This window comes from Bacillus sp. 196mf (assembly GCF_003217275.1).
GTDB classification, from domain to species: Bacteria; Bacillota; Bacilli; order Bacillales; family Bacillaceae_G; genus Bacillus_A; species Bacillus_A thuringiensis_S.
Genome location: NZ_QJTG01000025.1, coordinates 1 through 24850, shown reverse-complemented (window position 1 = coordinate 24850; position 24850 = coordinate 1). Strand labels below are relative to the sequence as shown.

The following is a 24850-nucleotide window of genomic DNA, read 5'->3' as shown; positions in this document are numbered from 1 at the left end:
TATAATAGTTGAGAAACTCAAAGATTTCTTATTAAGTAAAATTCAATACAGGTGTGAAAGTATTTTCCCACTCCCAGCTTCTATATAAAGTGAGCCCTCACCAATCGGGCGTTTACGGGCAGCGGGGCCCCACCTAACTTCTTTGCTTCCGCTGAATTTTGAGTTTTGGGGTCTTACTGCCCGGCAAATAGCCGGAAAAATAGAGAAAAAGACAACCGATATTTCTATCGATTGTCTTACATTCCATTTATTATTTTTCTAACTCTTTAAAGGTATCTTTCAAGTCTTTATCAGATACTTTTATATCTGCATTTTTAAGCAGATCTCTAGTAACTTGTTGATGGAATTGAGGATCTTGTATACGTTGCTGTTCTAATTCTTTACGAATATTCTCTTTCTCTTCCTCATATGGTTTAAGCTCTTTTTTATCCGTTAGCTTAATAATATGATATCCGAAAGAAGATTTAACAGGTTCACTCAATTGACCAACTTCTAGCTTATATGCAGCATCCTCAAATTCTTTCACCATCATACCTGGTCCAAATTCAGATAGTTCTCCACCTTTTTCTTTAGAACCTGGATCCTCTGAGTATTGTTTAGCCAATGCCGCGAAATCTTCGCCACTATTTAATTTTTCTTTAATTTCTTTTGCTGTCTTTTCATCTTTCACTAAAATATGGCTAACTTGAAGCTTTGGCTTATAGTAATCTTTAATATCTTTTTCCGTTACGGTTGCTTTAATAGCTTTTTCAAAAGCGAAAGTAAGCTTTAATTTCTCTTTCAACTGATCTTCATTTTTCACACCATTAGATTCCATATATGTATTAAAATTATCGCCCATCTTGTCTTTTAATTCTTTCAGTTGTTTCGTTACCTCTTCATCCGTAACTTTATATTTATCATTTAATACTTTCTCTACTACCATTTCAGATAAATTCTGTTTACCATAGTTTTCTTTTAATTTTTTGTTAAAATCACTTTCTGAAATGCTTCCTGATTTTGTAGTTACAATATTATCTGATGAACCACATGCAGATAAAGATAACGTCATCCCCATTAAAATGCTACCAATTACTAATTTCTTTCTTTTCAAATCCGAATACCTCACTTCATTAAATTTAAATGTAACTATGTAAATATAACGTTTCCCTGTGAACTTCACGTGAATTTAATGAAAGTAGAACATTTGCTAATTCTCCATTTAATACATCAATTTTGAAAATTATGGTGATTCATCCTGTATCGCTAACCTCTAAAGCTGCAAAAAGGACTAAATTTTCATTAGTCCTTTTTCACATTTATATAAAATTGAATTTCCCCATTTATAGAGGAAACTCCATATTCAAAACCATGTCTTTCTAAAATACTTTTCACTATCGCTAGTCCTAATCCTGTACCTGATTTTTCTTTACTACGAGAAGATTCTAGTACGTAAAAAGGCTCCCAAATTTTCTCGATATCTTTAATTTTATCCGTATGAATGCCATTTTTTATTTGAAAATATATACTTTTATTTCTATCTTCTAAAGTAATTATTATGCTTTGATTTGCTGTATATTTTATTGCATTAGAAATTAAATTTTGAAATACCATTCTCATTTTATTTAAATCTGCATAAACGCTTGTATCACCCGTATTACAGTTTACTTGTAAGTCAATTGCTTTCGAATCCAGGTCAATCTGATGCTTATCTAATATACTCTGGACCAGTGGTTCAATGGGGAATTCTTCTTTTTGTACAATATCTCTTTCTAGTTTAGAAAATCGTAATAGTTCTTCAATTAAGTTTGATATTTGATCTGTTTGTTTAATAATTGTATCTACGTAAGTCCCATCATCTAATCCATCTTTAATCCCCATAGAGTATGCTTTTACTAATGCAATCGGTGTCTTTAATTCATGCGTTACATCACCCATAAATCGTTTTAAATGTTCATTACGATCAGTTAAGTCTTGATGTGCTTCATGTAGTTTTTCACTCATGATATTAATACTATTGGCCAACTCTCCTATTTCATCATTCGTTTTCACTTTCGTTCTTTTAAACTGCAAATGTGAAATATCCTGAGCCACATCACTTAGCTCCTTCAGTGGCGTCGTTATTATTTTTGAAAGTATCCACACAAGTAAAATAATAAGAAGGAGCGAGAAACATACGATGTATAAGTAAAATGTATTTAACGTATTTATAATTTCATTTGAATTCGCAATGGAAGTCCCAATTAAAATTATCGTATCATCTTTCGCAATATATTTAGCAAAAAAACTCGCTTTTACCTTTCCTTGATCGTACAGTTTATTCGATTGCCCTTCCGTCTTCACTTTCATAACTTCGTCTTTCGTAATCCAAAGCTTATTTAAAGTTACTTTCTTTTTCGTAAGTTGCATGCGTAACGCTTCGTTCATAGCATCTTCTGACTGATTAATTGGCGTATACGCAATTGTAACGTTGTTTTCACTTTCAATTGTATGAATAACATCCTCTATATTTTCCACTGTTGTATTTTGTATTTGTGTTGTAAATTTATTTAAGTTTTCACGTGTTTTATAAATATTATAGTTCGGTAAGAGATTGTTAATGAATAATAATGAAATCATAAAGATGAGAATAACAGTTGCAGAAATACTTAAAAATAACTTTTTCCCAAGTTTATTCACTTTGTTCCTCCAAACTATAGCCCAACCCGCGATGCGTCTTAATAATATTTTCTCCAATTTTTTTACGCAGCCTTCTTACATGTGTATCAACCGTTCTCTCTTCTCCAAAATAGTCAAATCCCCATACAATATCTAGCAATTTTTTACGAGTTAAAATCGTTCCTTTATGATTTAAAAAGCATTTTATTAATTCGAGCTCTGTTTTTGTAATTTCTAACTCTATATCATTTTTATATACTTTATTTTTGGCGAAATTTATCTTTACATCTTGTACTTGAATAATATCATCATGCTGAATAAGTTTTTTCGCTCGCGTAATTAGTACTCCTGGATGAAATGGTTTTTTCACGTACTCATCTGCCCCGCTTTGAAGCGCAGCTAATTCATCTTCGCTTTCACTTTTCGCCGTAAGCATTAATACTTTTACGCTTGAATTCTTTTTTATTTCCTGACAGACAGTAATACCACTATGTTTTGGCATCATCCAATCCAAAATAGCTAAATCAATTTTTTCATCATAAAATATTTGAAGTGCTTCCTCTCCGTCTTTTGCTAATAAAACTTCGAAGCCTTCTTTTTCAAAATAAGCTTTTAAAATTCTTAACATATCTTGTTCGTCATCTGCAATTAAAACTTTCATATTTTTTCCTCCATTGCTTTTAAACAAAAACCAATTGTATCATACAACATCTTTGTTACATGAATGTGACAGAAAAATATTTAAAGCTTTTGAGGGGATAGTAATGGTGAGGTGTTGTATTATGATAAAAAAAATCGGGGTCATTTCTCTTCTTTTATTTCTATTATCAACAAATGCATTAGCAAATACAAATCAACAAATTGAAGTGTTTGATTGTCAAAAAGAAATGGTCATTCAAAAACAATCTTTAGATCCAATAGTCCAAAAAGAAGCAGTTCAATACGCTAAAGCAATTACTGGTCCATTTAAAAACTTAAATGTCGTTCCAAAAGATGGCTATATGATAAAAATCCCATTATCTAAGCCGGTTTCTATTACTAATCAATGGTTACACACTACAATAGACGAAGTACTTATACTGCTCCCACTAAATGAAAAGCCTTATATTATGCTTTATGATGATGAAAATAATCCGCATTTTTATTATGTAAAAGGTAAACCAGGATTATTATTGAAACAAATGAACGTTAAAACGTAATTGACTGAAAAGGAGTCACCTTATAAGCTAAATTTTAAAAGCTAAGGTGCTCTTTTTTATAATAACAATTTAGTAAATGAAATTATAAAAGTTGTTTTTTAATATAAGGATCGCAACTTCATATATCAGCGATTTTTAAGATATATCGATTTACCAACTAAAATACCTGTCCGTCTATTCTTTTGGTAGCCACCTCGATAATACTTTGTAGTGACTAGATCCCTTATATAATCCCTCTTTTACAAATCCATTTGCAGTATAAAACGCATCTCCTTGCTTCGTGTCAGCATATAATACAATCACTTCAAAATACTTTTCCGCATGACATAATAGTTGGTTTAATAATAAGTTCCCTAACCCTATACGCCGAAAATCCTTTGAAATATAAAATCTCCTTAACCGCCCAATCTTATTGTCTTTTGTGTACGGATCCTCATTTAAACCTCCAACTCCAATTAACATATCACCTCGGAAAACACCATATAAACATTCTCCAGTTTTATTGAATACATTTATTTTGTTTTTATATTCATTTATTATCCTTATAAGGAAATTAAAACCTTCTTCTTCACTCTCTTGAACGAGATGACTGAATTCATATTCCATTAAATTTTCTATTTGTTGAATATGTATATCTTTCAAGTCCATTCCCCCTAAGTACGAAAATATATAAAAATGCTCGAGAATCATTTATTCTGAGCATTTTTATGGTTGTTACTTTATTTAATTCATAGCGTGCGTATTCTTCACTTCAGATAATATTCCCTTCAACCCCATTAAATCATCTATTACTATATCAGCCTGAGCAAGTTCATCTTCTTGCGCAAAATCAAAACTGCACCCAATTTCCAGTAAACGGTTGTCTTTCGCTGCATTTATATCAGATAGCCGGTCACCAACTACGGCTGCCTCTTTTATATCATATTTGTTCATAATACTTTTAACTAAGTCACCTTTATTTAGCGATTGTATTTGTTCAATACTAAACGTTTCAGTCACCCACTTGTCTAAAGCATAATAAGTTACGATTGCTCGTAAATATTCTTTCAAACCATTACTAGCAATGTAAATGGAACAATTATTTTCTTTTATATATGTAAATATTTCTTTTACATTTGGATATAAAGCGCCTTTTCCGCTTTTTATGTTTTCAATAAGTCTATCTAAAAAATATGCATCTGTTTGTTCTCTTATTTCAATAGAATGGTCTGGTAATAAAGCTTCCCAAACTTTCGGTAACGGCACACCCATAATTTCTCTATATTTATCAATTGGTGTTACTGTATCCCATAATTGTAATGATCTTAAGTGATTAAAAGTATCATCTAAAGATAATTCTAAAATTTTATCTGTTTGAAATAACGTTCCGTCCATATCAAAAATTAATGCTTGTAACATCTCATTCTCTCCTTTTGAACTATAGTACAGTTTTACTCTTTATATTTTTAAGCATCTCAATAATAATTTCTGAGCAATAATTCGCAGCAGTTTGCGCGAAGTCATCATAAGAAATTTGAGCTTCATCATCTGCGCTGTCAGAAATACATCTTATAATGAGAAACGGTATATCATTTATATAGGCAACATGTCCAATTGCTGCCCCTTCCATTTCTGTACAATGAGGTGCGTATTCGTCTATTAATTTCGCCTTTAACTTTGAATCTTCAACAAAACATTCACCGCTGACAATTCTTCCTTCATGAACTGCAATCTGTAAACTACTACTAATACAAGCTTTACGTGCTAACTCTACCAATTCCTTACTTGCAATAAATTCCTCTTGGAACGGAAATAAGTTTTTCATTTGAGTTTTACTTACATCATGATGAGTAACATTCGTTGAAATAACTATATCGCCGACTTTTACATCTGAATGTAATCCGCCAGCAACGCCCGTATTAATGATAGAGTCTACATCAAATTTATGAATTAATGTTTGCGCGCATGCAGCTGCATTTACTTTCCCTACACCAGAACGTGTAATAATTACTTCTATTCCCATGAATTCTCCAATATAAAAAGGCATTCCCGCTATTGTCTGTTCCTCTTGTATAACTAGTTTTTCTAAAAGTAAATCTATTTCAATTTGCATTGCTCCAATAATGCCGATTCTGTTCATGTATGTAGTCTCCTCTTTATTTATAAGTCGGCCAATATATTATGTAATACACCATAATTTTCAGCTATCCAATTCATTTCATCTGCAAAGCGTGAAGGTGGTACACTATGCTGATCCATATTGGCATGGATCCACCAAGTACTCTCCATGTACCAAAGCATTTGAATTGCCTGAACAATATTCCCTACTGGAAAGTCTACTTCATTGCGGTACCCTTCTAAAAATGATGCAACAAGACTCTTATTTAATACTCCGTCACTTAATGCGCACGATATAACTACACGGCCAATATCTAACTCTACATAATCGTAATCCATGCGATCAAAATCAAGAATCGCTGATACTTTATCATTATGAAACAAGAAATTATCTACCCATAAATCACGGTGCACCCATCCCCGTTGGCTATTATGAAATTGTTCTGTATTTACCAATTGTGTTGCTTCTTGCTGTAATTTTATATAAGGGAGAATGTGCTCTTTTCCTAGCTTCTCTACTTCTCTCATTTTTTCTTCCCAATGTTTCAATCTCGCCTCTTTAGTAGGTGGAACAAATTTAGGATTTTCTCCTTTTATTAAAGAGCCATCATTTAACAAGTTATGCATATAACCTATCGTCTGACCAAGAGAGTGAATTTCCTTTTGATTCACTTTTCCTGGTGAAACTAAGCTACCTTCCTTATGTTCTAATACTATAAATCTTTCATCACTTTTGGATATATGCATTACATTATTTTTATAAATTAATACCCTTGGACAACTTACACCATTATTATGTAATCTTTGCTGTTGTTGTAATGCTTGTATTAAAAGGGCTGAGTTATACATTTTGTACCGTTCTTGATTATATTGCTTTAATACAAAATCCCCTGCATCCGTTTCGAGTTTCCACTTCAAATTTAGCCAACCACGGTGAATAGGTATTGCATTTCGAATTTTAAATTCAAATAAAGTTTCACATTCTACTTTCAGCTCTTGAAAAATCATTGTAGCTTTTTCATTAGATAACGGCTCTATCATCTTACTTATCCTTTCTTAGCTTGGCATTCCTTTCACTCTCTCTAACATAACCGACAATAAAAATTTCGGAAGTACAAGTTGCCTCTTCAATCTTTTCGGCTGTGAGAGTAACCTATACAGCCATTCAGTTCCAGTATCCCTCATCATTTTCGGTGCTCTTTTTACAGTACCAGATATTATATCAATCATGCCTCCGATGCCAATAGATAGCGGAACGTTTAATGTTTGTATGTTTTCATAGATGAACTCTTCTTGTTTTGGTGAACCTAGTCCTACGAGTAGTAAATGGGGCTTGAATTGCTTAATTTTTATTTTTATTTTTTCTATTTCTTCACCATTTACAAATCCATGCTGTCCTTTAAACTGTGCTCCTGGGAACTGCTCATTTAATTTTTCTAATGCCTTTTTATTACTTTCTGGAGCGGCTCCAAAAAGAAAGACACGATATTCATTGTCGTTACAATATTTTATTAAATCGTGAGTTAAATCCGCCCCAGTAACACGTTCTTTCAAAGTTCCTTTTAATATTTTCGAGCCAATTATGACACCAATCCCGTCCGCTGTTATTAAATCCGCAGATAGTAACATCTTTTTAAACTGCTTTGATTTTTCCGTATTTTCCTTTGCAGACATAACAATTTCAGGATTTGCAGTTACTACAAACCTTGGTTTCTCTTGTTGTTCATGTATCCAACCTTTTAATAAACTTATAGCTTTTGCATATTCTAAAGTTGAAAAAGGTATACCTTTTATAAACTGTTGATCCACTATACTCTCCCCTTACATAAGCTGCAAATATTCATCAATGTCTTTAGAAATTTGAATAAAAGCCTTATTCCAAAATTCATAATTTCTTATATCTATTTCAAAATATTTTTTCATAAGCTCCTCTACTGGAGCCTTTCCTGTTTCTCTTAAAAACTCTTTATATTTCGGATGAAAAGTACTTTTACTTTCTTGAGCTATTTCTAATAAACTAAAACTTACTAAATATCCAAATGTGTATGGATAATTGTAAAAAGGAACATCTGCTATATAAAATTGAATATATTTCATCCATACAAACGGCTGGTATTCACTTAAAGAATTTCCATATGCTTCTTTTTGTGCCATTATAGATAATTTCTCAATTTCATCAGCACTTAATGGACCCTCTTTACATTTTTCATAAAGTGTTTTTTCAAACTGATACGATGCTCGTATTGCCATTACATAATTAAAACTATTTCTTATTTTCCAGCTAAGCAATGCCTTTTTCATATCTTTACTATCAGTTGTTTCAATTAGATAATTTAAGAGTACCGTTTCAAAGAAAATAGATGCTGATTCAGCCGTACTCATCGGCAAATAATCATCTAAAAAAGATGTAGATTGTTCAAAACTCATATTATAAAAATGCCAAGCATGTCCTAATTCATGAGCGAGCACTCTTACACTATCTATACTCCCATCATAACGCATGGAGATTCTCGATTCTTTCTCACTGAAAAATGGAGCACAAAACCCACCTGGTAGTTTATTCTCTCTCGGTTCAGCATCTATCCATCCACTTTCTATCGCATTACGTGCAAATACTGCTAATTCTTCATCAATATTCTTACATGCATCATAAACGTTTTGTACTGCTACTGAAAAAGGAATAGTAACCTCATTACTTTCCTTTACTGTCATAAGTTCATGCCATGTAATCGAAGCTTTCCCTTTCTTATACACGTTTAAAGCACTTACTAATTTATCAAGGTTTTCTTCTGTCACATTCCACATTTGTAATAATACAGTTTCTGAAATGCCATTCGCATGAAAAGATTGTGCTAAAATCTCTCTATCTTCTATTTCATTACTCTTTATATTACGCAATCTCCCTATTTGATTTAATACGGTAGCAAAGATTTCTTTTTCCTTATGTAAAGTACTTGTAAGTAACTCGAATACTTCTAATCTTTCCTTTTCATTATCACTATTCATTGCAATGTTATTTGCTTGTCCAAATGATAATTGTTTGTTATTGTGCTCTATTTCTATCCTATCCCGTAATTGTATGTACATATTTTCCCACGCATTAAGTTCATCTTTTATTAACTTAGTATTATCTGAAGTTTCCACTTCATTATGTTTTATTACTTGCTGTACTTCACTTTTTAGTTCCTTCACTTTCACAGTCAATTTAGTAAGGTCAGATGAAACACTTTCTTCAACCGATTGACAGTACAAATAATATTCTGCTTTTTCAATAGCTTGTATAAGCTTTGAAAGAATCTCTACATCTTTTGTTACAAAATATTGCTCTTTCAACTCCAAAATCGGAAATAGAATATCCTCATTCAAATACAGTCGATTTAAATCCCATCTAGCAATTTCTTGCATTTTTATAGCCGCCTCCTATTTTTACAAATAGTTACAGATATTTCTCCCTACACAATTATATATGAAATGACAAAATTTCGATATCATTAAATATTCAGTTTACTATAAATACATTCTTATTTATACTCTTTTCTTCTACCATTAAGTATCATTCCACATATAAAAAATACTCCCTCTACAAGATTGCATTTGATATAGGAAAACTTCAAAGATTTTATCTTCATCAATACCATAACGACCGATTATCACAGATTAAAAAATAAAAAAGGATTGATCAAAAGATCAATCCTTTACTCTACTCCATTTAAGAAAAATAACGTTATAACGCCAGGTCCTGTATGTGCTCCGATTGCTGCACCAATTGTATTTACGATAAATACTTCACAGCCAAATCTTTCCGTAATTAATGCTTTTAATGCTTCAGCTGTTTCTAAATCGTCACCGTGAGTCATACCGATTGTTTGACCTTTAAGGTCTTTACCACGCTCTTCCATAATATCAACAATACGGCTTAATACTTTCTTTTTCCCTCGTACCTTTTCAAGTGGTACAAGTTTTCCTTCTTCCACGTTTAAGATCGGCTTAATGTTTAGTAAACCACCGATAAAACCAGCTACTTTACTTAAACGTCCACCTCTAACAAGGTACTGTAAGTCAGCTACAGTGAAGATGTGCTCCATATGGTTCATTAGAAAAGCGACACGGTTTAAAATATCTTCTTTTGATGCGCCATCTTTTGCCATTTTAGCAGCTTCTAAAACGACAAGACCTTGACCAAGCGAAGCACATTTCGTATCAATAATTTCTAAATCTAAATCTACATATGTTTCTTTTACTTCCTCTTTAATGACAACTGATGATTGATATGTACCAGACAGTTCAGATGAAAAAGCTAAATATATACAAGGATTACCTTCTTTTGCATAAGAAACAAATTTTTCTTGGAAAGTTTCAAGTGAAGGCAATGACGTTCTATAAACAGCGCCTTCTCTCATTTTTTGCAATAATGTAACTGACTCTAATGTTACTCCATCTAAATACTCTGTTTCTGCTTCATCATATACACGGAGTGGAATTAAATCAATATCATATGCTTGCAGCAATTCTACTGGTAAATCCGCCGCACTATCCGTAATGATTTTAACACCCATTTTTAAACCTCTATTCTGTTATAAATATAAAATAATAAAATAAAAATAGTACTTTTAAATTATATACGTAAAACTTAAATGAAGAAAGGAAAACACTTTATATTGTATGCACTATTCTTCAAAACTTGAACTATTAATGAAAATGATTCTATTTTAAACACCTTTTTCTTATTATTTTTCTATAACACGAATAATTTTATAAGTATTTTGTATCATTATATTTTGATTCTTTATCTTAATATAATCTTTTCAAATTCATACTGTTTAAAATTTAAAAGCCAAATCCAATAAAGGAAATGGCTTTTAAATTTTCATAAAATAACCAAAATTTATTTTCCATCACATTGTTCTCATTATTATTTTGGCGATGTTAAATATTAGTCCAGTTATGATTAATATTTATAGCCTGTACTATAATTAAAACAGTGAATATTCACCTGTAAGAATCACTAGATAAAAAACAAGTTAAACATTTTATAAAATATTTAATTTTACTAGTAAAGCTAATAAAATTTGGAGAAGAATTTGAACATTTACTGCTATGTCTGTATCCGTAGTCGTAACTGTAACATTTCTAGAATTTCTAATAACAGTTTCTTGTTTATTAATTTGTTTAATAGATGATTTTTGAAACAATTCTTGTGCTACACGGTCAGCTTTTTCACTGTCTGCTATAGAAACACTTATTATAACCACAATAGCTGCTTGTAATGCTGCTTGAATAGATAAAGCAGCTTTTGTATCTGTAGTAGTAACTTCTACATCTGCTGAATCTACAATTGTAATAGATTCTTCAGAAATTTGGTACGTTTTACTTTCTTGCGCAGCTGCTTCTGAAACGCTAGCATTTTTAAAAGACGGATGAGGATTTGAGGAATCTAATGCACTCCACTTTTTATTTTCATCTGAATGACATGTTTTGTCCATACGTTCACCCCCTTTCAATCTAAATAATTATTAACTTGTGATTGTATTTCAGAAACAATACTTTTAATTTGCTGCTTTTTTTCTGGTGATAAATTTTTTAGTTTTTCTTCATTGATTCCATGCCTATTAAAAATATCTGAGAGTAAAAGGTCTATAATTATATTCTTTTGATCCTTATCAAACTTAAAGGAAGAAAATTTATTTAAATCATCCATTTACAATGTTCACTCCTATCAGTTTCCTATAAAAATTTCAAATAACTACCAGCATTATATGCATTTAAATAAAAATTGCTTGGACAAGTAACTTAATCTTCTATTTTCACTTCTTTTTACTAATAAAATCAAAAAGCTGTCTTCTAATACGAAGACAGCCTTCCTTTACTTCACATATATAAGTTTTATTCAATGTTAAATTATAAGTTCACCTTTGTTATTGTGTAGTTTTCCACACTTAATTTCCCATTAATCTTGAATATTAATTCAGTCATAATGAGAAGTCCAAGCTTGTACCACATATTACAACAAAAAAATATTTACTTAGAGTGAACCCTTATAGCTAAATATAAATGGGATAGACACTTTATAAAATATTTAATTTAACTAGTAACGCTAATAAAATTTGAAGGAGAATTTGAATATTCACTGCAATATCTGTATCAGTAGTTGTTACGGTTACGTTTCTGGAATTTTTAATAAATGTTTTTTGTCTATTAATTTGTTTAATAGATGATTTTTGAAACAATTCTTGTGTTATTTTATCTGCCTTTTCACTATCTGCTATAGAAATACTTACCACAACCACAATAGCTGCTTGTAATGCAGCTTGGATAGATAGCGCAGCTTTTGTATCTGTAGTAGTAACTTGTACATCTGCTGAATCTACTATTTCAATATATTCCTCAGAAATTTGATCGATTTCATCTGTTTGTATAGCTTCTTCTAAAAAATTTGCATTTTTACTAAATGAATAATAATTTAATGATTCGCAATCTTCTTTTTTTGGTTCACAGTCCTCTTTTTTTGGCTCACAATCCTCTTCTTTTGGCTCAGGAACTCGTTTTTTCGGCTCAAACTCCCGGTTTAATGGATCCCGATTTTTCTTTCGTCTACAAACTTCACATTCACACATAAAATCACCCCTTTTAGTCTTAAAAATTAGCAATATTAAAATATTGACTAACTAATAGCATTTTATGTATTTTTTTAAAATTTGTTTGGACAAGTAACTTAATCTTCTACTTCTTTTTCTAATAAAAAAAGCTGCCTTCTAATAAGAAGACAACTTTCTTTGTGACTACTCTAGAATAGATTTCATACAATATAATTGTTCCTTCCTTATAACCTGAGTTCGTCACTTTAGTTATAAAAATGTGGGTATATCCTATAACCTTTTTTAGGGATCATCCATAATTTATTTCATAAAAAGTGCTTTGTTTTACTGAAAGGTGGTTGCGAAAACAACCGCCTTTTTATTCGGAACAAAATAAAACTTTTATATAAAAGGCCCATAATTAAATACACTAAACTTCATATGATATATTGCATCCTTTCTTTTTAGAATGAGTAGTCGTTACTGAAGGGCACTTTTCGAAGTGCTCTTATCTTTAATCTCCCTCTTTTTCAGGAAGAGTTTTTTACTAAATCCTAATATGATTTGTATCAATAAGGCTGGCGATTACCACATTTCCTTAATAGCTTCAATGAATACAGTAGCTACTAATTAAAATACCCCTATGATTTTCTCTACACTTAAACAATCGTGCGTTATCGAACACATGAACTATTTTTTATTTTGACTATGTAACACTAAATTCACAAGATTATTATCCTATGTTTGGTGAAGCCTACATTTCAATGCCAGCAATCCCACACTTTTAACTAATAACTTAAACAAATGTGCTATCTCAAGGTTCTTTTGATATAGTATGTTATGTTCTATATAATGAAGAGAGCGCTAGTATTTCCAAGGAGGATGTATATGAGTATTCAATTGGCCACATCTAACGATTTAGAATGGGTTAATAATCAATATGACTCAATAGGATTTGTAAGAAGTGATTTAAAGAGAGATAAAGTTGCAATTATTACATATAACAATGAGTATGCAGGTGTTGGGCGATTAGTCCAAATAGATGCAGATACTTTAGAAATGGGTGGAATTTTTATTCTGCCTCAATTTAGAGGGCTACAATTAGCTGGTGAGCTTGTTTCATTTTTAGTGGAAACTGCGAGAAAATCACAAATACAAGATGTATATTGTCTTCCTTTTGAGGAATTAGAAAACTTTTATAAGAAATATGGCTATACTGAAGTCGATACTACGAAAGAAGCAGTCCATCCAATTATTCTAAAAAAATATAATTGGTGTTTGGAGAACTACGAAAAACACGTTCTACTATTTAAATTTTAAATGTAATAAAGTGAAACTTTAATCAGTGGGGCTTTGATTAAAACTCTATGTTCCGTCAATACTATAGATAACATGATTGTATTTCTCCATTCTCCCTTGGAGAGGAGCAGTTAGCTTTTGCTAGCTGCTCTTTTATTTTTTCAAAAAGTCACATAAATATCTTTAATTCCAAACATTCAAAAGATGAAATGTGATAAGATTGTTATGAAGATATTTACCAACTAATAAATGCGCCCTAGACTTACGTACTAGGGCGCATTTGTTTTTTAGTATGTAATTCCTTCACTCATCTATTATCCACAAAATAAGTATCATATGCCTTATCAAATTCATATCCTAACTTTTCTGCTAGGTTAGCAGATGTAGTATTCGCTGCGTCCCAGTTTGGATACTTTCCATTTTCTAAGCAATCCAATATAAGAGCTGCACTAACTACAGTTGCCAAACCTTTTCTTCTATGATTATGATCAGTCGCAACTTCAATTTCAATGCCATCATTATAAATACTATACGAGGATGCACCGCATACAACTTCTCCGTTATATAAAATGCTATAACCTATACCACGGTTTATATAATCTTCTAACGACTGAAATTGACTTGTAAAATCTTCGGAGATTTTATGTAATGTAGGGCTATTTGCGATATGCTCATCTATTCTTTTTAACTCATATCCTTTTGGAAGTGTTGATATAAAAGATTGTAATTTTGAACGATTAAAAACTTCTGGATTTCGTTTGAATTTATAACGTAAAAACTTATCTATTTTTCTTTCATGGAATGTTTCTAGGCGTTGTTTCCACTCTTCACTATTTACGATAACTAAAATTCTTTCTGGAATATTACGTAATAACTCTTCTATTTCTTGCACATTTGGGTCTCCAGCGTAAAATGTGAAAATTCCTACCGTAACTTGTGCTACTGTTGGATTTTCAAGATCATTTACCCAAGCAGTACCCATATGCCCTTGTAAATAAGAAAGTAAAACAACGTTATTGAAATCATCAAACATAGAAACTAGTTTTTTTCTTGTACGTATATTCGCTTCATATATCATTTACATTCCCGCCTTCTTTAAAATCAATCGTATTCTAAATCTTTAAGAATCAACTTATATAATTTTTCAATCAACCACTTACCATATAAGCAAACACCTATTAAACTAAAATTTTATATAATTATAAATTATTCACAAATATAAAATTATTATAACATCTAATAAAAAAAGAGTATCTCACTTTTTAAACTTTAGAATATACATCGTGTATGTATAAACCCTCAACATAATGTATGAGGATTTATCAAAAAATGCGTTATAACTCCTTCTTAGAAATAAAAGATTCCGTCTCACCGTTCTTATATACCTTAGTCAATTTAACAACCGATTTGTACGTGTTATCGTCATACTTTATCATTTTTTTCAGCTCTTCTATTTCGATATTACCAGTTCCACTCTCTACTTTTAAACAATTTGAAATGTTTAAGTATCCACTAGATGCGAAAAGAATAATGAATGTAATATCAGGAAAATTAATGAATAGTATTCCAAACTTCAATGGGTTCGCAGCAGTATCCGATAAAACTAATCGAAAATCTAACAGTTCAGGTACTTGAACAAAATCCTTAGAAACAATTGCTTCACCTACGATTGCAAATTGCTTTACTATATTCCCAAGTTCATCTGTAAATTCAGTACATATAGGTGCATCAATTGTTTTCGCTTGTAAAGATAAATTTAATTCTGGATTATAAAAATCGAAAAAGATTGTGCTCCCCTCTGTTAAACATTGCGGGCACACATTTCCTAGCAAGCTAAAGTCCTCTTCAATATATTTAACTTTCGATTTGCAACTACAAACTTTTCCTATTCGGATTGCATCAATTTTTGAGCAATCTACAAATATAACCTCACTGTCTTCTTGTACAAATGATACAATCCCTTTCATCACATTAAACGAAAGAAAATAGGATACAACGATTTCGTTTCCTGCTATTACAATACTTTCAACTTTAGTATACGGTTCTAGACTTTGTAAAAATTCACATATACTATTTTGGCAACATCCACAATCACGTTTCGGCTCACAATCCACTTACACTCCATCCCTTCTTTATATAGAATAGCTAATACATATATATGAAAGGAAAACAAAAAAGCTTGGACAATATAACTTTAACGTAGGAATATCGTTACCTATTCATAATATTAGTAAGGGAATTACACCAATAATGAGTAATAACACATAATTTTTACTATAAATACATATAACAATTTCATCTTTCGTGAAAAAAACGTTATAATGAAGTGTAGCCTCTACGATTACGTTATAAAGGAGATTAAAACAATGGCTAAAATTAAAGTATACCAAGTAAAAGAAGAAAATATGGAAGCAGTAAAAAACATCATTGATGTTGAGGAACAAAACCCAACTGCTGAAAACTTACAAAATCTATACGCATGTGTATTAGAAACTGAAGATATGGCATTGCCTGAATCATACATTGAAGAAGATATCTTAATTGATTCTATGGAAGTTATGGTTAACGCTTCTCAAAGCAAAGTAAGAGACTTAGGTGCATACGATGTAATCGAAGTTCAAAACAAAGGTAAGAAAACACAAATTTTATTACTTGCAGACGAAGAATACGAAATTATCGAAGGCTAATCTAACACCATACATATGAAAAAGCTCCTTTCCAATTGGAAAGGAGCTTTTTCATTACGCTTTTGATGTTTCGCTCTTTTTATTCTTTTGTTGTTTCTTAATTACCATGCGCTCATTTCCCATAAAGAAAATGAATATGAATGCTAATCCAGCTGGTACCAATGCCCACATGAATGTTTGAACAATTGAACTAGAAAGAGCATCAATAATCTTATCTAATATTTGCGGAGGGATTTGAGATCTTGCCGATTCTGATAAAATGGCTCTTGAATCCCCTAATGTGTTTGTATTCATTCCTCCGCTCATACCTTTAAATGCTTCTTCTAATTGATCTTGGAAACCTGTTCTTTGAATCATTCCGAAGATTGTAATACCAAGTGTCATACCTAATGAACGAATGAAATTACTCGTCGAAGTCGCAGATCCGCGCTGTTCCATACCGAAGTTGTGAATAGCTGCCATACTTAGTACAGAGAATGAGAAACCGACTCCAAATCCGATAATGATCATATACACTGTTAATAATGCACGACTTGTTTCTGGCGTTAATGTGCTTAATAAAAATAGTCCAATTAGCATAATAACCGCAGAAATGATCATAATGTTTCGGTAGCTAAGCTTTGTCGTTAAAAAACCACCTAACTGCGCTGTTACGACTGAGCCTAACATCATTGGTAAAAGTAATAATCCTGAGTTTGTTGCAGTGCCACCGTATACACCTTGAATGAATAATGGAATGTATACAGTTGCTGACATAAATGCAGCTCCGTAACATAAAGCAATAATTGTACTCATTCCGAACAAACGTTGTTTAAACATCTCAAATGAAATGATCGGTTCTTCTACTTTACGTTCAATAAAAATGAATGCAATAATTAAAATAACGAATCCACCAAATAAACTTAAAATAAAGTTAGAATCCCAATCATACTTTTGTCCGCCAAGTTCAAGCGCAAACATTAAAGAAACTACTGCACCAACTAAAGTAATTGCGCCAAACCAATCAATTTTTTGCTTTCTATGAACTCGTGACTCTTTATAAAAGAATGTAATAAAAATAAGTGCTAAAACGCCAAGCGGTAAGTTAATATAAAATACCCAGTGCCAGCTTATGTAATCTGTAATATACGCACCAAGCAACGGACCAAAAATACTCGATAAACCAAATACTGCTCCGAATAAACCACCCATTTTCCCGCGCTTTTCAGGAGGGAAAATATCAAAAACGATAGTAAACGCGATCGGCACTAATGCCCCGCCGCCAATACCTTGAATGGCACGATAAATCCCTAACTGTGTAATATTTTCAGCAGTACCACAAAGCGCCGAACCAATCATAAAGACGATTAAACCGAAAATAAAGAACCTCTTTCTACCATACATATCTGATAGTTTTCCGAATATCGGCATACCTGCCATTTCTGCGACCATATAGGCAGAAACGACCCATACAAAGTTTTCAAGGCCTCCTAAATCACCAACGATTGTTCCCATCGCTGTTACGACAATGGTATTATCCATTGATGCCATTAAAATACCTAGCAATAAGCCCGCTACAACAAAGCCGAGCTTATTATTCTTTTCAACCATAACCTTGCTCTCCCTCGTACTACTTATATTTGTTTATGTTCCTTTACGACTGCATTACCTTTTTGATTAAAACTAGTATGATATTCTACAACACTAATTTCACATCCGGGACCAATTGTAACATTATTTCCCCTTACTACTTCAGCAATCGTATGCTCTAAATAAATCTCATCTCCTTCAATGATAGACGTTTTGAGGCTTCCAGCATGATTTGTAAATGGAATAAATCTCGCTTTTTTACGAACGGTAATCTTCTTACCGCCAATTTCTCTTACTTTGCTACCTTCATAACGAAGTGAAATTTCAATATTTTCAGCATTAAGTAATCCATCACTTTCAAGGCCACCAGTTAGTGACAGTTCTTCAACTTCAATATCTCCTTTTACATTTAAAGCGCCTTTCACATCTACGAAATCACCAGTTAATTTCCCTTTAACTTCTATCATACCTCTTACTTTTATTTTTTCAATATGAGCATCACTATGCATTTGTGTATTTCCGTATACTTTTACATATTCCGCATCTACATTTCCTTGTACTTCACTATCTCCATACACGATATAACTTTTCACTTTCATATTACCGCACACTTCACTCGTGCCGTACGTTTTAAATTCATTACAGCTCATGTCATTAGAAATCGTTCCTTCACCGCGAATCTTCACTTTATTATAATCTCCGCCTGCTGAACTACCAGAACCATTAACAGTAAGACTATGTTGATGTTCCATATCATTTTCTCCCTTCCATTAAATCTGCTTCATTTCTTTTACATTTGCGCTTTTATCAACAGTAAGAACACCCGTATATTCGATCAGTTCAATCTCACAGTTCGGTCCTACCGTAACATTATTTCCTCTTACCGTTCTTATGTGAGCATAATCAATATCGATATTGTCACCTTCTAATAGTTCAGCCTCTAATTGCATACCAAATACTGATTTAAACAGCCTACTAAAAGTACTTAGTCTATGTTTTACTTTAATCGTTTGACCACCAATTTCTTTCGCTCGACATGTACCGTGAATATTAATATTTATTTCATCAGCGCTTAGTAATCCACCAATTGTAAATTGTCCTTCTGAAGAAAACGTATCCACTTCACAATTACCATCAATTGTCGCTTGACCATTGACTTTAAATTCTTCACCAGTGACATTTCCACCTACCGTACCTTTTCCTGCAATTTTCAAACTGTTTGCCTTCACATCTTGCGTAATTGTTGCTTTTCCATCAATTCGCATCGTTTCAGCATGAACTGTACCGTCGATTTTACCTGATCCACTAATTCTTGCATTGCTACTTTTCAAATTTCCAGTAACGGCACCGTAACCGTTACATTCAAATTGGTCACATTCAACATTTCCATTCACAGTACCTTTTCCGTTTAGTTGCACTTTATGAAACTCGCCACCATTCGATGAACCGTAACCATTTATAATCAAATTATCTGTACGCATACTTTCTCCTCCACTACAACAATTTCGTTTTTAATGCTTCGGTATATTTCATAATCGCTTCGCGTAAAACGATTTTAGTGCCTTTTTCAAAAATTAAATCTTCCACGTTTGAAACTAATAAACATGTAGAAATCCCTAACTTTCGTACAATGATTAAATCACAATTTTTATGTTTAATTGCTTCATAATTTTCACGTAAAACTTGCAAGACCATTTTTCCTTCTTCTAAACTAATATCTCCCGATTGTAATAATTCTTCTAACATGTACACATAAAGAATATCTACAAATTGAAACTCTGCTGTTTTATTCGTTTGTTCTATGAAAAATTGTAAAACTGGTTCTGATGCAATCCCCTTACGTAAAATGTCTTCCTTTGTTAAAAGAATTTCTCTCACACTCGGTGAAAACATATTCGCTAGTTCATCAAGTGATAAATCCTCTTTCATCGTTTGGATTTTATCAATACGCTCTAATATCTTTTCTTTCGGAAAAAATGTCTCTTGACCCGTGAATGTTGACTTTCGTACAAACCAATCTTCCGGTATTAAATTTTTTCTTTTCCACCTATATAACTGTCCGTATGAAATGCCAGTTAGTTCTAATAAATCTTTTTTTGAAATCAAATCTGTACTCAACTGTATAACACTCCTTCCTGATAACAATGTAACATAACACTGTTACGCTGTAAATAGACTTTTATCACAAGTAGCGTAACAATGTGTAAAACAAACCTATTCCTACATACAAAAAAGACTCTTACACATCTTATGAAAATGCGCAAAAGCCCTTATATATCAAGATTTAAACCAAATATTATAAAAATCAATCCAACCTTGTGAATTAATCATTATATTTTGGACTTTTTCATGTGTACTTACCTCTTGTTTATTACGATACAAAGGAATAATATGAATTTGACGTAACAAAGTATCCTCAATATCGCGTAACAATGTAACTCTTTTCTCTAATTCTTCTTGTTTAAAATAAATAGACAACTTTTCATAAAAGTCCATGTTGCTTTGTCCATGAATAAAACTATTTTTTGTAAGAAACATATATAATAGACTATCTTCTATTCGTTCGCTTATTGTGGCACTATCATGCATCATATCAGCCTTTTGTATCGTACTTACTTCCAATAGCTCTTCTATATCAAGAAAATTATTTTCTACACGAATCCCGTACTTCGCACACTCTTTTTGTATCCATTGTGCATCTTCAACATGATCTCGTCCTGTAAATGTGTAGAGCTGTAGCACTTCATTATGATAAGTACTCCTTTTAATTAAACTTTCTACATCTTCCTCAATCTCTACAATGCTTTCACCTGCTAATATTAGTTTCTTTGCCACTTCTCCACGTTCTCCGCCGAGTTCTTGAACGATTGTATAACCATGAATGATTTTATATAACGCTTTCCGAAATAACTCATCTTGCATTGGTCCTTCTTTCGTAAGATTACATGTTATATATGTCACGTTCGACTCAAGCCGAGACAATTCTTTATTATGTTTTTCTTTATCTTTATACTGCGCCTTTACTAAAATATCGTATGTACTTACACCTTGTTCTACATTCCACAACTCAACACGATCTAAAAAAGGTCTTTCACGAAAATATAAAGGATGACCTTCTAAAATGAACAGATTTTCATTACTTTTATATAATTGAAAAGACCCTGTTCCAATTAGCTCTCCTGCTTCATCTTCACTCACGATAGAACACTGTTCTGCACTTATCATATGTAAAAACATTTTATTTTCCGTTTGTAATTGAATTTCGACAACGTAGTCATCCACTGAACGGATACTTTCAACGTGTTGTAACATCCATGCGTGTGCATTATTTTCCAGATTCATAAATCGATTCAATGAGTATATAACATCATGTGCAGTAAGTTGTTTTCCATTATGAAAGTGAACTCCTTTTCGTAAATAAAACGTCCATATTTTTTCAGCGTCATTATATTCCCAGTGAAATGCAAGTCTTGGCTCTATAATGTTTGTATTACCGTCTACATACACGAGTGTGTCGAATATATGTTTTACCATATGACATTCTGAACGCATTGTAGCGTATACAGGATCTAATGTGATATCTAAATTCATTTGTACTTGCAACCGGAGTACATCTCTTCTCCCTTCAGATGTCATTTCAATCTTATGACCAAATATTGAATCTACCCAGCAGTGATATTCTCCCTTTACTGACGGAAAATGTGAGCTATAGCGTTCCACAAATATGCTTCCGCTTTTCACATCCCCTTTTTTCGTTATTTCTTTTCCTCTATCTAAAATTAAAGACATCGGGTGCTTTTGAAATATTAACTTAGAACGATTTCCCCTGCCGCGACCTGGAAACCACTTGATCCAATTTAACTCATCTAATTTTTTTATAATTAATTTACTATTACGCTCTGTACAAAATAATGTTTCAGATATATTTTGCACTGTTACTTCCAATCGTTCTCCCTCTTTTTTCCCTTTTCCATAAGCAATCCATAGTTCAATATATTGATCTAAAATAAACATCATAATCCCCCTAAAAGGTGAAAAATACTCCCTATTGTTTCTACCCTTTTTCCAATTCTTCTTTCATCTTATCATTTCAATATAGAAAGGAGGAATTAATATTGAATTATCTCTTACTTCGTTACAATAAACCTATTTTTATTAGACTGTGTGGTGAATTATTAACCCGAACGACTGAATCTATGCTAGCTATCATTATGATTATTTACGTTAATAAAATGTTAAACGGCAATGTAATAATAACTATGCTAATTTTCGGATTACAGCCACTTTCAGACATTTTATTTACACTTATTGCTGGAGGAATTACTGATAAATATGGCCGGAAAAAGATTATGTTACTCGGCTTATTGCTACAAAGTGTTGCAATCGGTAGTTTCGTTTTCGCTCAATCCGTTTTTATATTTGCACTGTTATATGTCATTAATGGCATTGGCCGTTCCTTATATATTCCGGCTCAACGTGCACAAATTGCTGATTTAACAAAAAAAGAGCAGCAAGCAGAAATTTTTGCTCTTCTACAAACGATGGGAGCAATTGGATCCGTAATCGGCCCTTTAATCGGTGCAAGTTTTTATAATACTCACCCAGAATATTTATTTATCGTGCAAAGTGTAACCCTTACGATATATGCCGTTGTTGTTTGGACCCAGCTCCCAGAAACCGTTCCACCTATAAGTAAGTCAAAACAAACAGTTGAGGCAAGTTCACCAAAGCAATTTGTTTTTAAACATTACGCCATATTCGGTCTTATGCTTTCTACACTTCCTATTAGCTTTTTTTATGCACAAACTGAGACGAATTATCGTATTTTTGCAGAACATGTATTTCCTAATCTCGTATTCATACTCGCATTCATTTCAACATGCAAAGCCATTTTGGAAATCATTCTACAAATCTTCCTCGTAAAATGGTCTGAACGATTTTCTATGGCGAAAATCATCCTTATTTCTTACGCCTGCTATACGATAGCTGCAGTTGGCTTTAGTTATTCAACGACGATATTGTCGTTGTTCTTCACCTTACTCTTTTTAGTCATTGGGGAAAGTATTGCTCTAAACCATTTATTACGATTCGTTTCAGAAATTGCACCTCATGATAAACGTGGTTTATATTTTTCAATTTACGGTATACACTGGGATATATCTCGAACGTGTGGACCTGTTATTGGTGCAGTTTTATTAAGTAAATTAAATGGAAGTATGCTGTTTTATATTTGTGCTAGTTTCTTATTAATTGGAGGTATTGTTCAAGCACTGTTTGTTCAAAATTTAGAACGTAAAAAAATCATGAACCAGCCTACACATAATTTATAGGTTACTACTTTTTCAGTAGATCAATATTTCTTATTGGATGAATATTAAAAAACAAAAGTGAAGTATTTCGCATATGAAAGTATGTTTTATATGGCAGGAGACGTTCCTTATTTACAACTAAAAACACCTCACTTCAATAAAGTGAGGTGTTTTTGAAATCACTTAATTTCTTATCCTGCCATTTTATTAATACTATCCTCTGGTGAAAATACAGAAATATGATCTACCTTACCAGTCGATTTTGGAATGACAAATTTCAGCTCATACTGGTTATTTACTTTGTATACATATATTTTATCTTCACCATTCTCTTTAACTGAAGATGGTTTTCCTAATGCTTTTTCAATTTCTTGTAATGTAATCAATTTTAGTTCTGCATGATATGAGCGTACATCAAAAACTTGTGACCCTTTATTAAATCCGAAAACAACATTTTTATTTGTAAAAGTTGCGTACATTCCATTCCCTGCATATTCGGTTTTATTTGCTTGCCCCCACGCTTTTTCAATTTCTTCAATATCCCCTGTATGGGCTCCAAATGGCACATTAGGTACCTTTCCTTCTTTTGCTAGTTCAAACAAATCTTTAACGTGGTTAATTGATTTTTGATTAAGTGTTCTATTTTTCGAATCTGGCTCAGGTGATGGTTTTGTTGTTTTTTCATTACTTGGTTTTGCTTCAGGATTTTTCTGTTCTTCTGAAGGATTGCTTTGTTCATTTTTATTATTTTCCAAGGTTGGATTTGTTTCCTTTTTTTCGTCTGTCCCATTACATGCTGCTAGCGCAAACATACATGCTATAGCCAAAAACAACATAACTATTTTCAAATACCCTTTCATCATTTTACCCCCCTATTGCATCTTATTCATTTCGATAACCAACCCATTACACTACTTTTCAAATTATGTTTGTTCCAAAAAGTCAGTGCTTCATTCTCTCCAAAGGCTTGTACAAAATATGTTACAAAAGCTGTTCCTAAAAAGTAACCAAGTCTGTTATATCCGAAGTAACTACCTCCTGATAAACGGAACCATTCTTTCTCTTTTTCATCTGTCCATCCTTCAACATAATCTTTTAAAAAACGTTTCTTTATTTTCTCTTCATTTTCTTTATAATATTGTAGCCATAGAATATCGATAGGTAAGGTTTTGATATTATCTCCACCTTTTCCCCCGATCCACACCGTGCGTGCCACTTTCACGGCACACGGCGTTCCATCTATGCTAGAGTTGTCCTTTTCACCTTTCAGTAATTCTTCTGAGTTGAGTAGTGTTAGCCTACTCTTATTACATTTCCACTTCGCATGTTAATTCAGATACAGTTAGTTCCCGTTGATTCGCCTGTTTGCGTAGTTTGTTTAGTTTCTTCATTTGTTCTTCGTTGAGGGCGAGCTCTTCGAAGAGCTTAAGGATTGTTTCAGGTATACTGGCGTGTATTAGGCGGTGAATACTAGGTTT

The 24850-nt window shown here is 32.3% G+C and carries 25 protein-coding genes and 1 pseudogene; 4 read left to right on the top strand and 22 right to left on the bottom strand.

From position 1 onward, the window contains the following. Positions 1 to 250: 250 nt before the first annotated feature. From ATL10_RS24660 to ATL10_RS24650, 3 genes are all read right to left on the bottom strand, one after another. Positions 251 to 1093, bottom strand: coding sequence for a peptidylprolyl isomerase PrsA (locus ATL10_RS24660; RefSeq protein ID WP_090977806.1), 843 nt, complete (start codon positions 1091 to 1093; stop codon positions 251 to 253). Positions 1094 to 1281: 188 nt separating this feature from the next. Beyond that, positions 1282 to 2658 (bottom strand): sensor histidine kinase, encoded by a 1377-nt coding sequence (locus tag ATL10_RS24655; RefSeq protein WP_090977804.1) that lies wholly within the window; start codon positions 2656 to 2658, stop codon positions 1282 to 1284. Then, positions 2651 to 3298: a response regulator transcription factor gene (locus tag ATL10_RS24650; RefSeq protein WP_000865979.1), complete on the bottom strand. Its 648-nt coding sequence runs from the start codon at positions 3296 to 3298 to the stop codon at positions 2651 to 2653. Before ATL10_RS24650 ends, ATL10_RS24655 begins: the two co-directional genes overlap by 8 nt. Positions 3299 to 3419: 121 nt before the next feature. On the opposite strand from ATL10_RS24650, the gene ATL10_RS24645 reads away from it, so the two are divergent. Next, positions 3420 to 3836, top strand: a complete 417-nt coding sequence (locus tag ATL10_RS24645; RefSeq protein WP_000591776.1) for a hypothetical protein — start codon at positions 3420 to 3422, stop codon at positions 3834 to 3836. Between the two features lie 174 nt (positions 3837 to 4010). On the opposite strand, the gene ATL10_RS24640 is transcribed toward ATL10_RS24645, so the two are convergent. The 10 genes from ATL10_RS24640 to ATL10_RS24595 form a co-directional block, all read right to left on the bottom strand. Next, complete coding sequence (locus ATL10_RS24640) at positions 4011 to 4526, bottom strand: GNAT family N-acetyltransferase (RefSeq protein WP_139213297.1); 516 nt, start codon at positions 4524 to 4526, stop codon at positions 4011 to 4013. Positions 4527 to 4559: 33 nt separating this feature from the next. Then, positions 4560 to 5234, bottom strand: a complete 675-nt coding sequence (locus tag ATL10_RS24635; RefSeq protein WP_110497710.1) for an HAD family hydrolase — start codon at positions 5232 to 5234, stop codon at positions 4560 to 4562. 19 nt (positions 5235 to 5253) lie between these two features. Further along, the gene (locus ATL10_RS24630; RefSeq protein ID WP_090977796.1) at positions 5254 to 5955 is read right to left on the bottom strand and encodes a 5'-methylthioadenosine/adenosylhomocysteine nucleosidase; all 702 of its coding nucleotides are present in this window, start codon (positions 5953 to 5955) and stop codon (positions 5254 to 5256) included. A gap of 20 nt (positions 5956 to 5975) precedes the next feature. After that, entirely contained in the window at positions 5976 to 6974 is a 999-nt protein-coding gene (locus ATL10_RS24625) for a phosphotransferase (protein ID WP_090977794.1), read from the bottom strand. Between the two features lie 15 nt (positions 6975 to 6989). After that, positions 6990 to 7742 carry a WecB/TagA/CpsF family glycosyltransferase gene (locus ATL10_RS24620; RefSeq protein ID WP_000372649.1) on the bottom strand — a complete coding sequence of 251 codons (753 nt, stop codon included), beginning with the start codon at positions 7740 to 7742 and terminating at the stop codon, positions 6990 to 6992. Positions 7743 to 7754: 12 nt separating this feature from the next. Continuing rightward, positions 7755 to 9338, bottom strand: coding sequence for a M3 family metallopeptidase (locus tag ATL10_RS24615; RefSeq protein WP_098284503.1), 1584 nt, complete (start codon positions 9336 to 9338; stop codon positions 7755 to 7757). 290 nt (positions 9339 to 9628) lie between these two features. Next, positions 9629 to 10489 (bottom strand): DegV family protein, encoded by an 861-nt coding sequence (locus tag ATL10_RS24610; RefSeq protein ID WP_090977790.1) that lies wholly within the window; start codon positions 10487 to 10489, stop codon positions 9629 to 9631. 474 nt (positions 10490 to 10963) lie between these two features. After that, a complete protein-coding gene (locus tag ATL10_RS24605; RefSeq protein ID WP_000361677.1) occupies positions 10964 to 11416 on the bottom strand; it encodes a spore coat protein in 453 nt (150 codons plus the stop codon). Between the two features lie 14 nt (positions 11417 to 11430). Then, positions 11431 to 11631, bottom strand: a complete 201-nt coding sequence (locus tag ATL10_RS24600; protein ID WP_000342253.1) for a spore coat protein W — start codon at positions 11629 to 11631, stop codon at positions 11431 to 11433. Between the two features lie 367 nt (positions 11632 to 11998). Continuing rightward, on the bottom strand, positions 11999 to 12547 hold the full coding sequence (locus ATL10_RS24595) for a spore coat protein (RefSeq protein ID WP_098235392.1): 549 nt from the start codon (positions 12545 to 12547) through the stop codon (positions 11999 to 12001). Positions 12548 to 13396: 849 nt separating this feature from the next. Between ATL10_RS24595 and ATL10_RS24585 the strand changes: the two genes are divergently transcribed. After that, a complete protein-coding gene (locus ATL10_RS24585; protein WP_090977786.1) occupies positions 13397 to 13828 on the top strand; it encodes a GNAT family N-acetyltransferase in 432 nt (143 codons plus the stop codon). Between the two features lie 286 nt (positions 13829 to 14114). Here the strand turns inward: ATL10_RS24585 and ATL10_RS24580 are convergent, their stop codons facing one another. Then, entirely contained in the window at positions 14115 to 14885 is a 771-nt protein-coding gene (locus tag ATL10_RS24580; RefSeq protein WP_090977784.1) for a GNAT family N-acetyltransferase, read from the bottom strand. 256 nt (positions 14886 to 15141) lie between these two features. After that, the gene (locus ATL10_RS24575) at positions 15142 to 15921 is read right to left on the bottom strand and encodes a BC_2878 family exosporium-associated protein (protein ID WP_110497708.1); all 780 of its coding nucleotides are present in this window, start codon (positions 15919 to 15921) and stop codon (positions 15142 to 15144) included. A gap of 252 nt (positions 15922 to 16173) precedes the next feature. Between ATL10_RS24575 and ATL10_RS24570 the strand changes: the two genes are divergently transcribed. Then, complete coding sequence (locus ATL10_RS24570) at positions 16174 to 16494, top strand: hypothetical protein (protein ID WP_001062742.1); 321 nt, start codon at positions 16174 to 16176, stop codon at positions 16492 to 16494. Between the two features lie 54 nt (positions 16495 to 16548). On the opposite strand, the gene ATL10_RS24565 is transcribed toward ATL10_RS24570, so the two are convergent. The 5 genes from ATL10_RS24565 to ATL10_RS24545 all read right to left on the bottom strand — a co-directional run bounded on the left by ATL10_RS24565 (position 16549) and on the right by ATL10_RS24545 (position 22077). Continuing rightward, on the bottom strand, positions 16549 to 18084 hold the full coding sequence (locus tag ATL10_RS24565; protein WP_000229635.1) for an MDR family MFS transporter: 1536 nt from the start codon (positions 18082 to 18084) through the stop codon (positions 16549 to 16551). 23 nt (positions 18085 to 18107) lie between these two features. After that, entirely contained in the window at positions 18108 to 18815 is a 708-nt protein-coding gene (locus tag ATL10_RS24560) for a cytoplasmic protein (protein WP_090977778.1), read from the bottom strand. 18 nt (positions 18816 to 18833) lie between these two features. Next, a complete protein-coding gene (locus tag ATL10_RS24555; protein WP_001258371.1) occupies positions 18834 to 19544 on the bottom strand; it encodes a bactofilin family protein in 711 nt (236 codons plus the stop codon). Between the two features lie 13 nt (positions 19545 to 19557). After that, a complete protein-coding gene (locus ATL10_RS24550; RefSeq protein ID WP_000102245.1) occupies positions 19558 to 20181 on the bottom strand; it encodes a YhbD family protein in 624 nt (207 codons plus the stop codon). Between the two features lie 159 nt (positions 20182 to 20340). Then, complete coding sequence (locus tag ATL10_RS24545) at positions 20341 to 22077, bottom strand: ABC transporter substrate-binding protein (protein ID WP_000470196.1); 1737 nt, start codon at positions 22075 to 22077, stop codon at positions 20341 to 20343. Positions 22078 to 22178: 101 nt separating this feature from the next. Here ATL10_RS24545 and ATL10_RS24540 point away from each other — a divergent pair, with 101 nt between their 5' ends. Then, positions 22179 to 23393 carry an MDR family MFS transporter gene (locus ATL10_RS24540; protein ID WP_090977774.1) on the top strand — a complete coding sequence of 405 codons (1215 nt, stop codon included), beginning with the start codon at positions 22179 to 22181 and terminating at the stop codon, positions 23391 to 23393. Positions 23394 to 23563: 170 nt separating this feature from the next. On the opposite strand, the gene ATL10_RS24535 is transcribed toward ATL10_RS24540, so the two are convergent. Together ATL10_RS24535 and ATL10_RS24530 are read right to left on the bottom strand one after the other, a co-directional pair. Further along, complete coding sequence (locus ATL10_RS24535) at positions 23564 to 24235, bottom strand: YjgB family protein (protein WP_110497704.1); 672 nt, start codon at positions 24233 to 24235, stop codon at positions 23564 to 23566. 23 nt (positions 24236 to 24258) lie between these two features. Beyond that, a pseudogene (locus ATL10_RS24530) lies at positions 24259 to 24519 on the bottom strand (aminopeptidase); the annotation flags it as partial. Between the last annotated feature and the right edge of the window lie 331 nt (positions 24520 to 24850).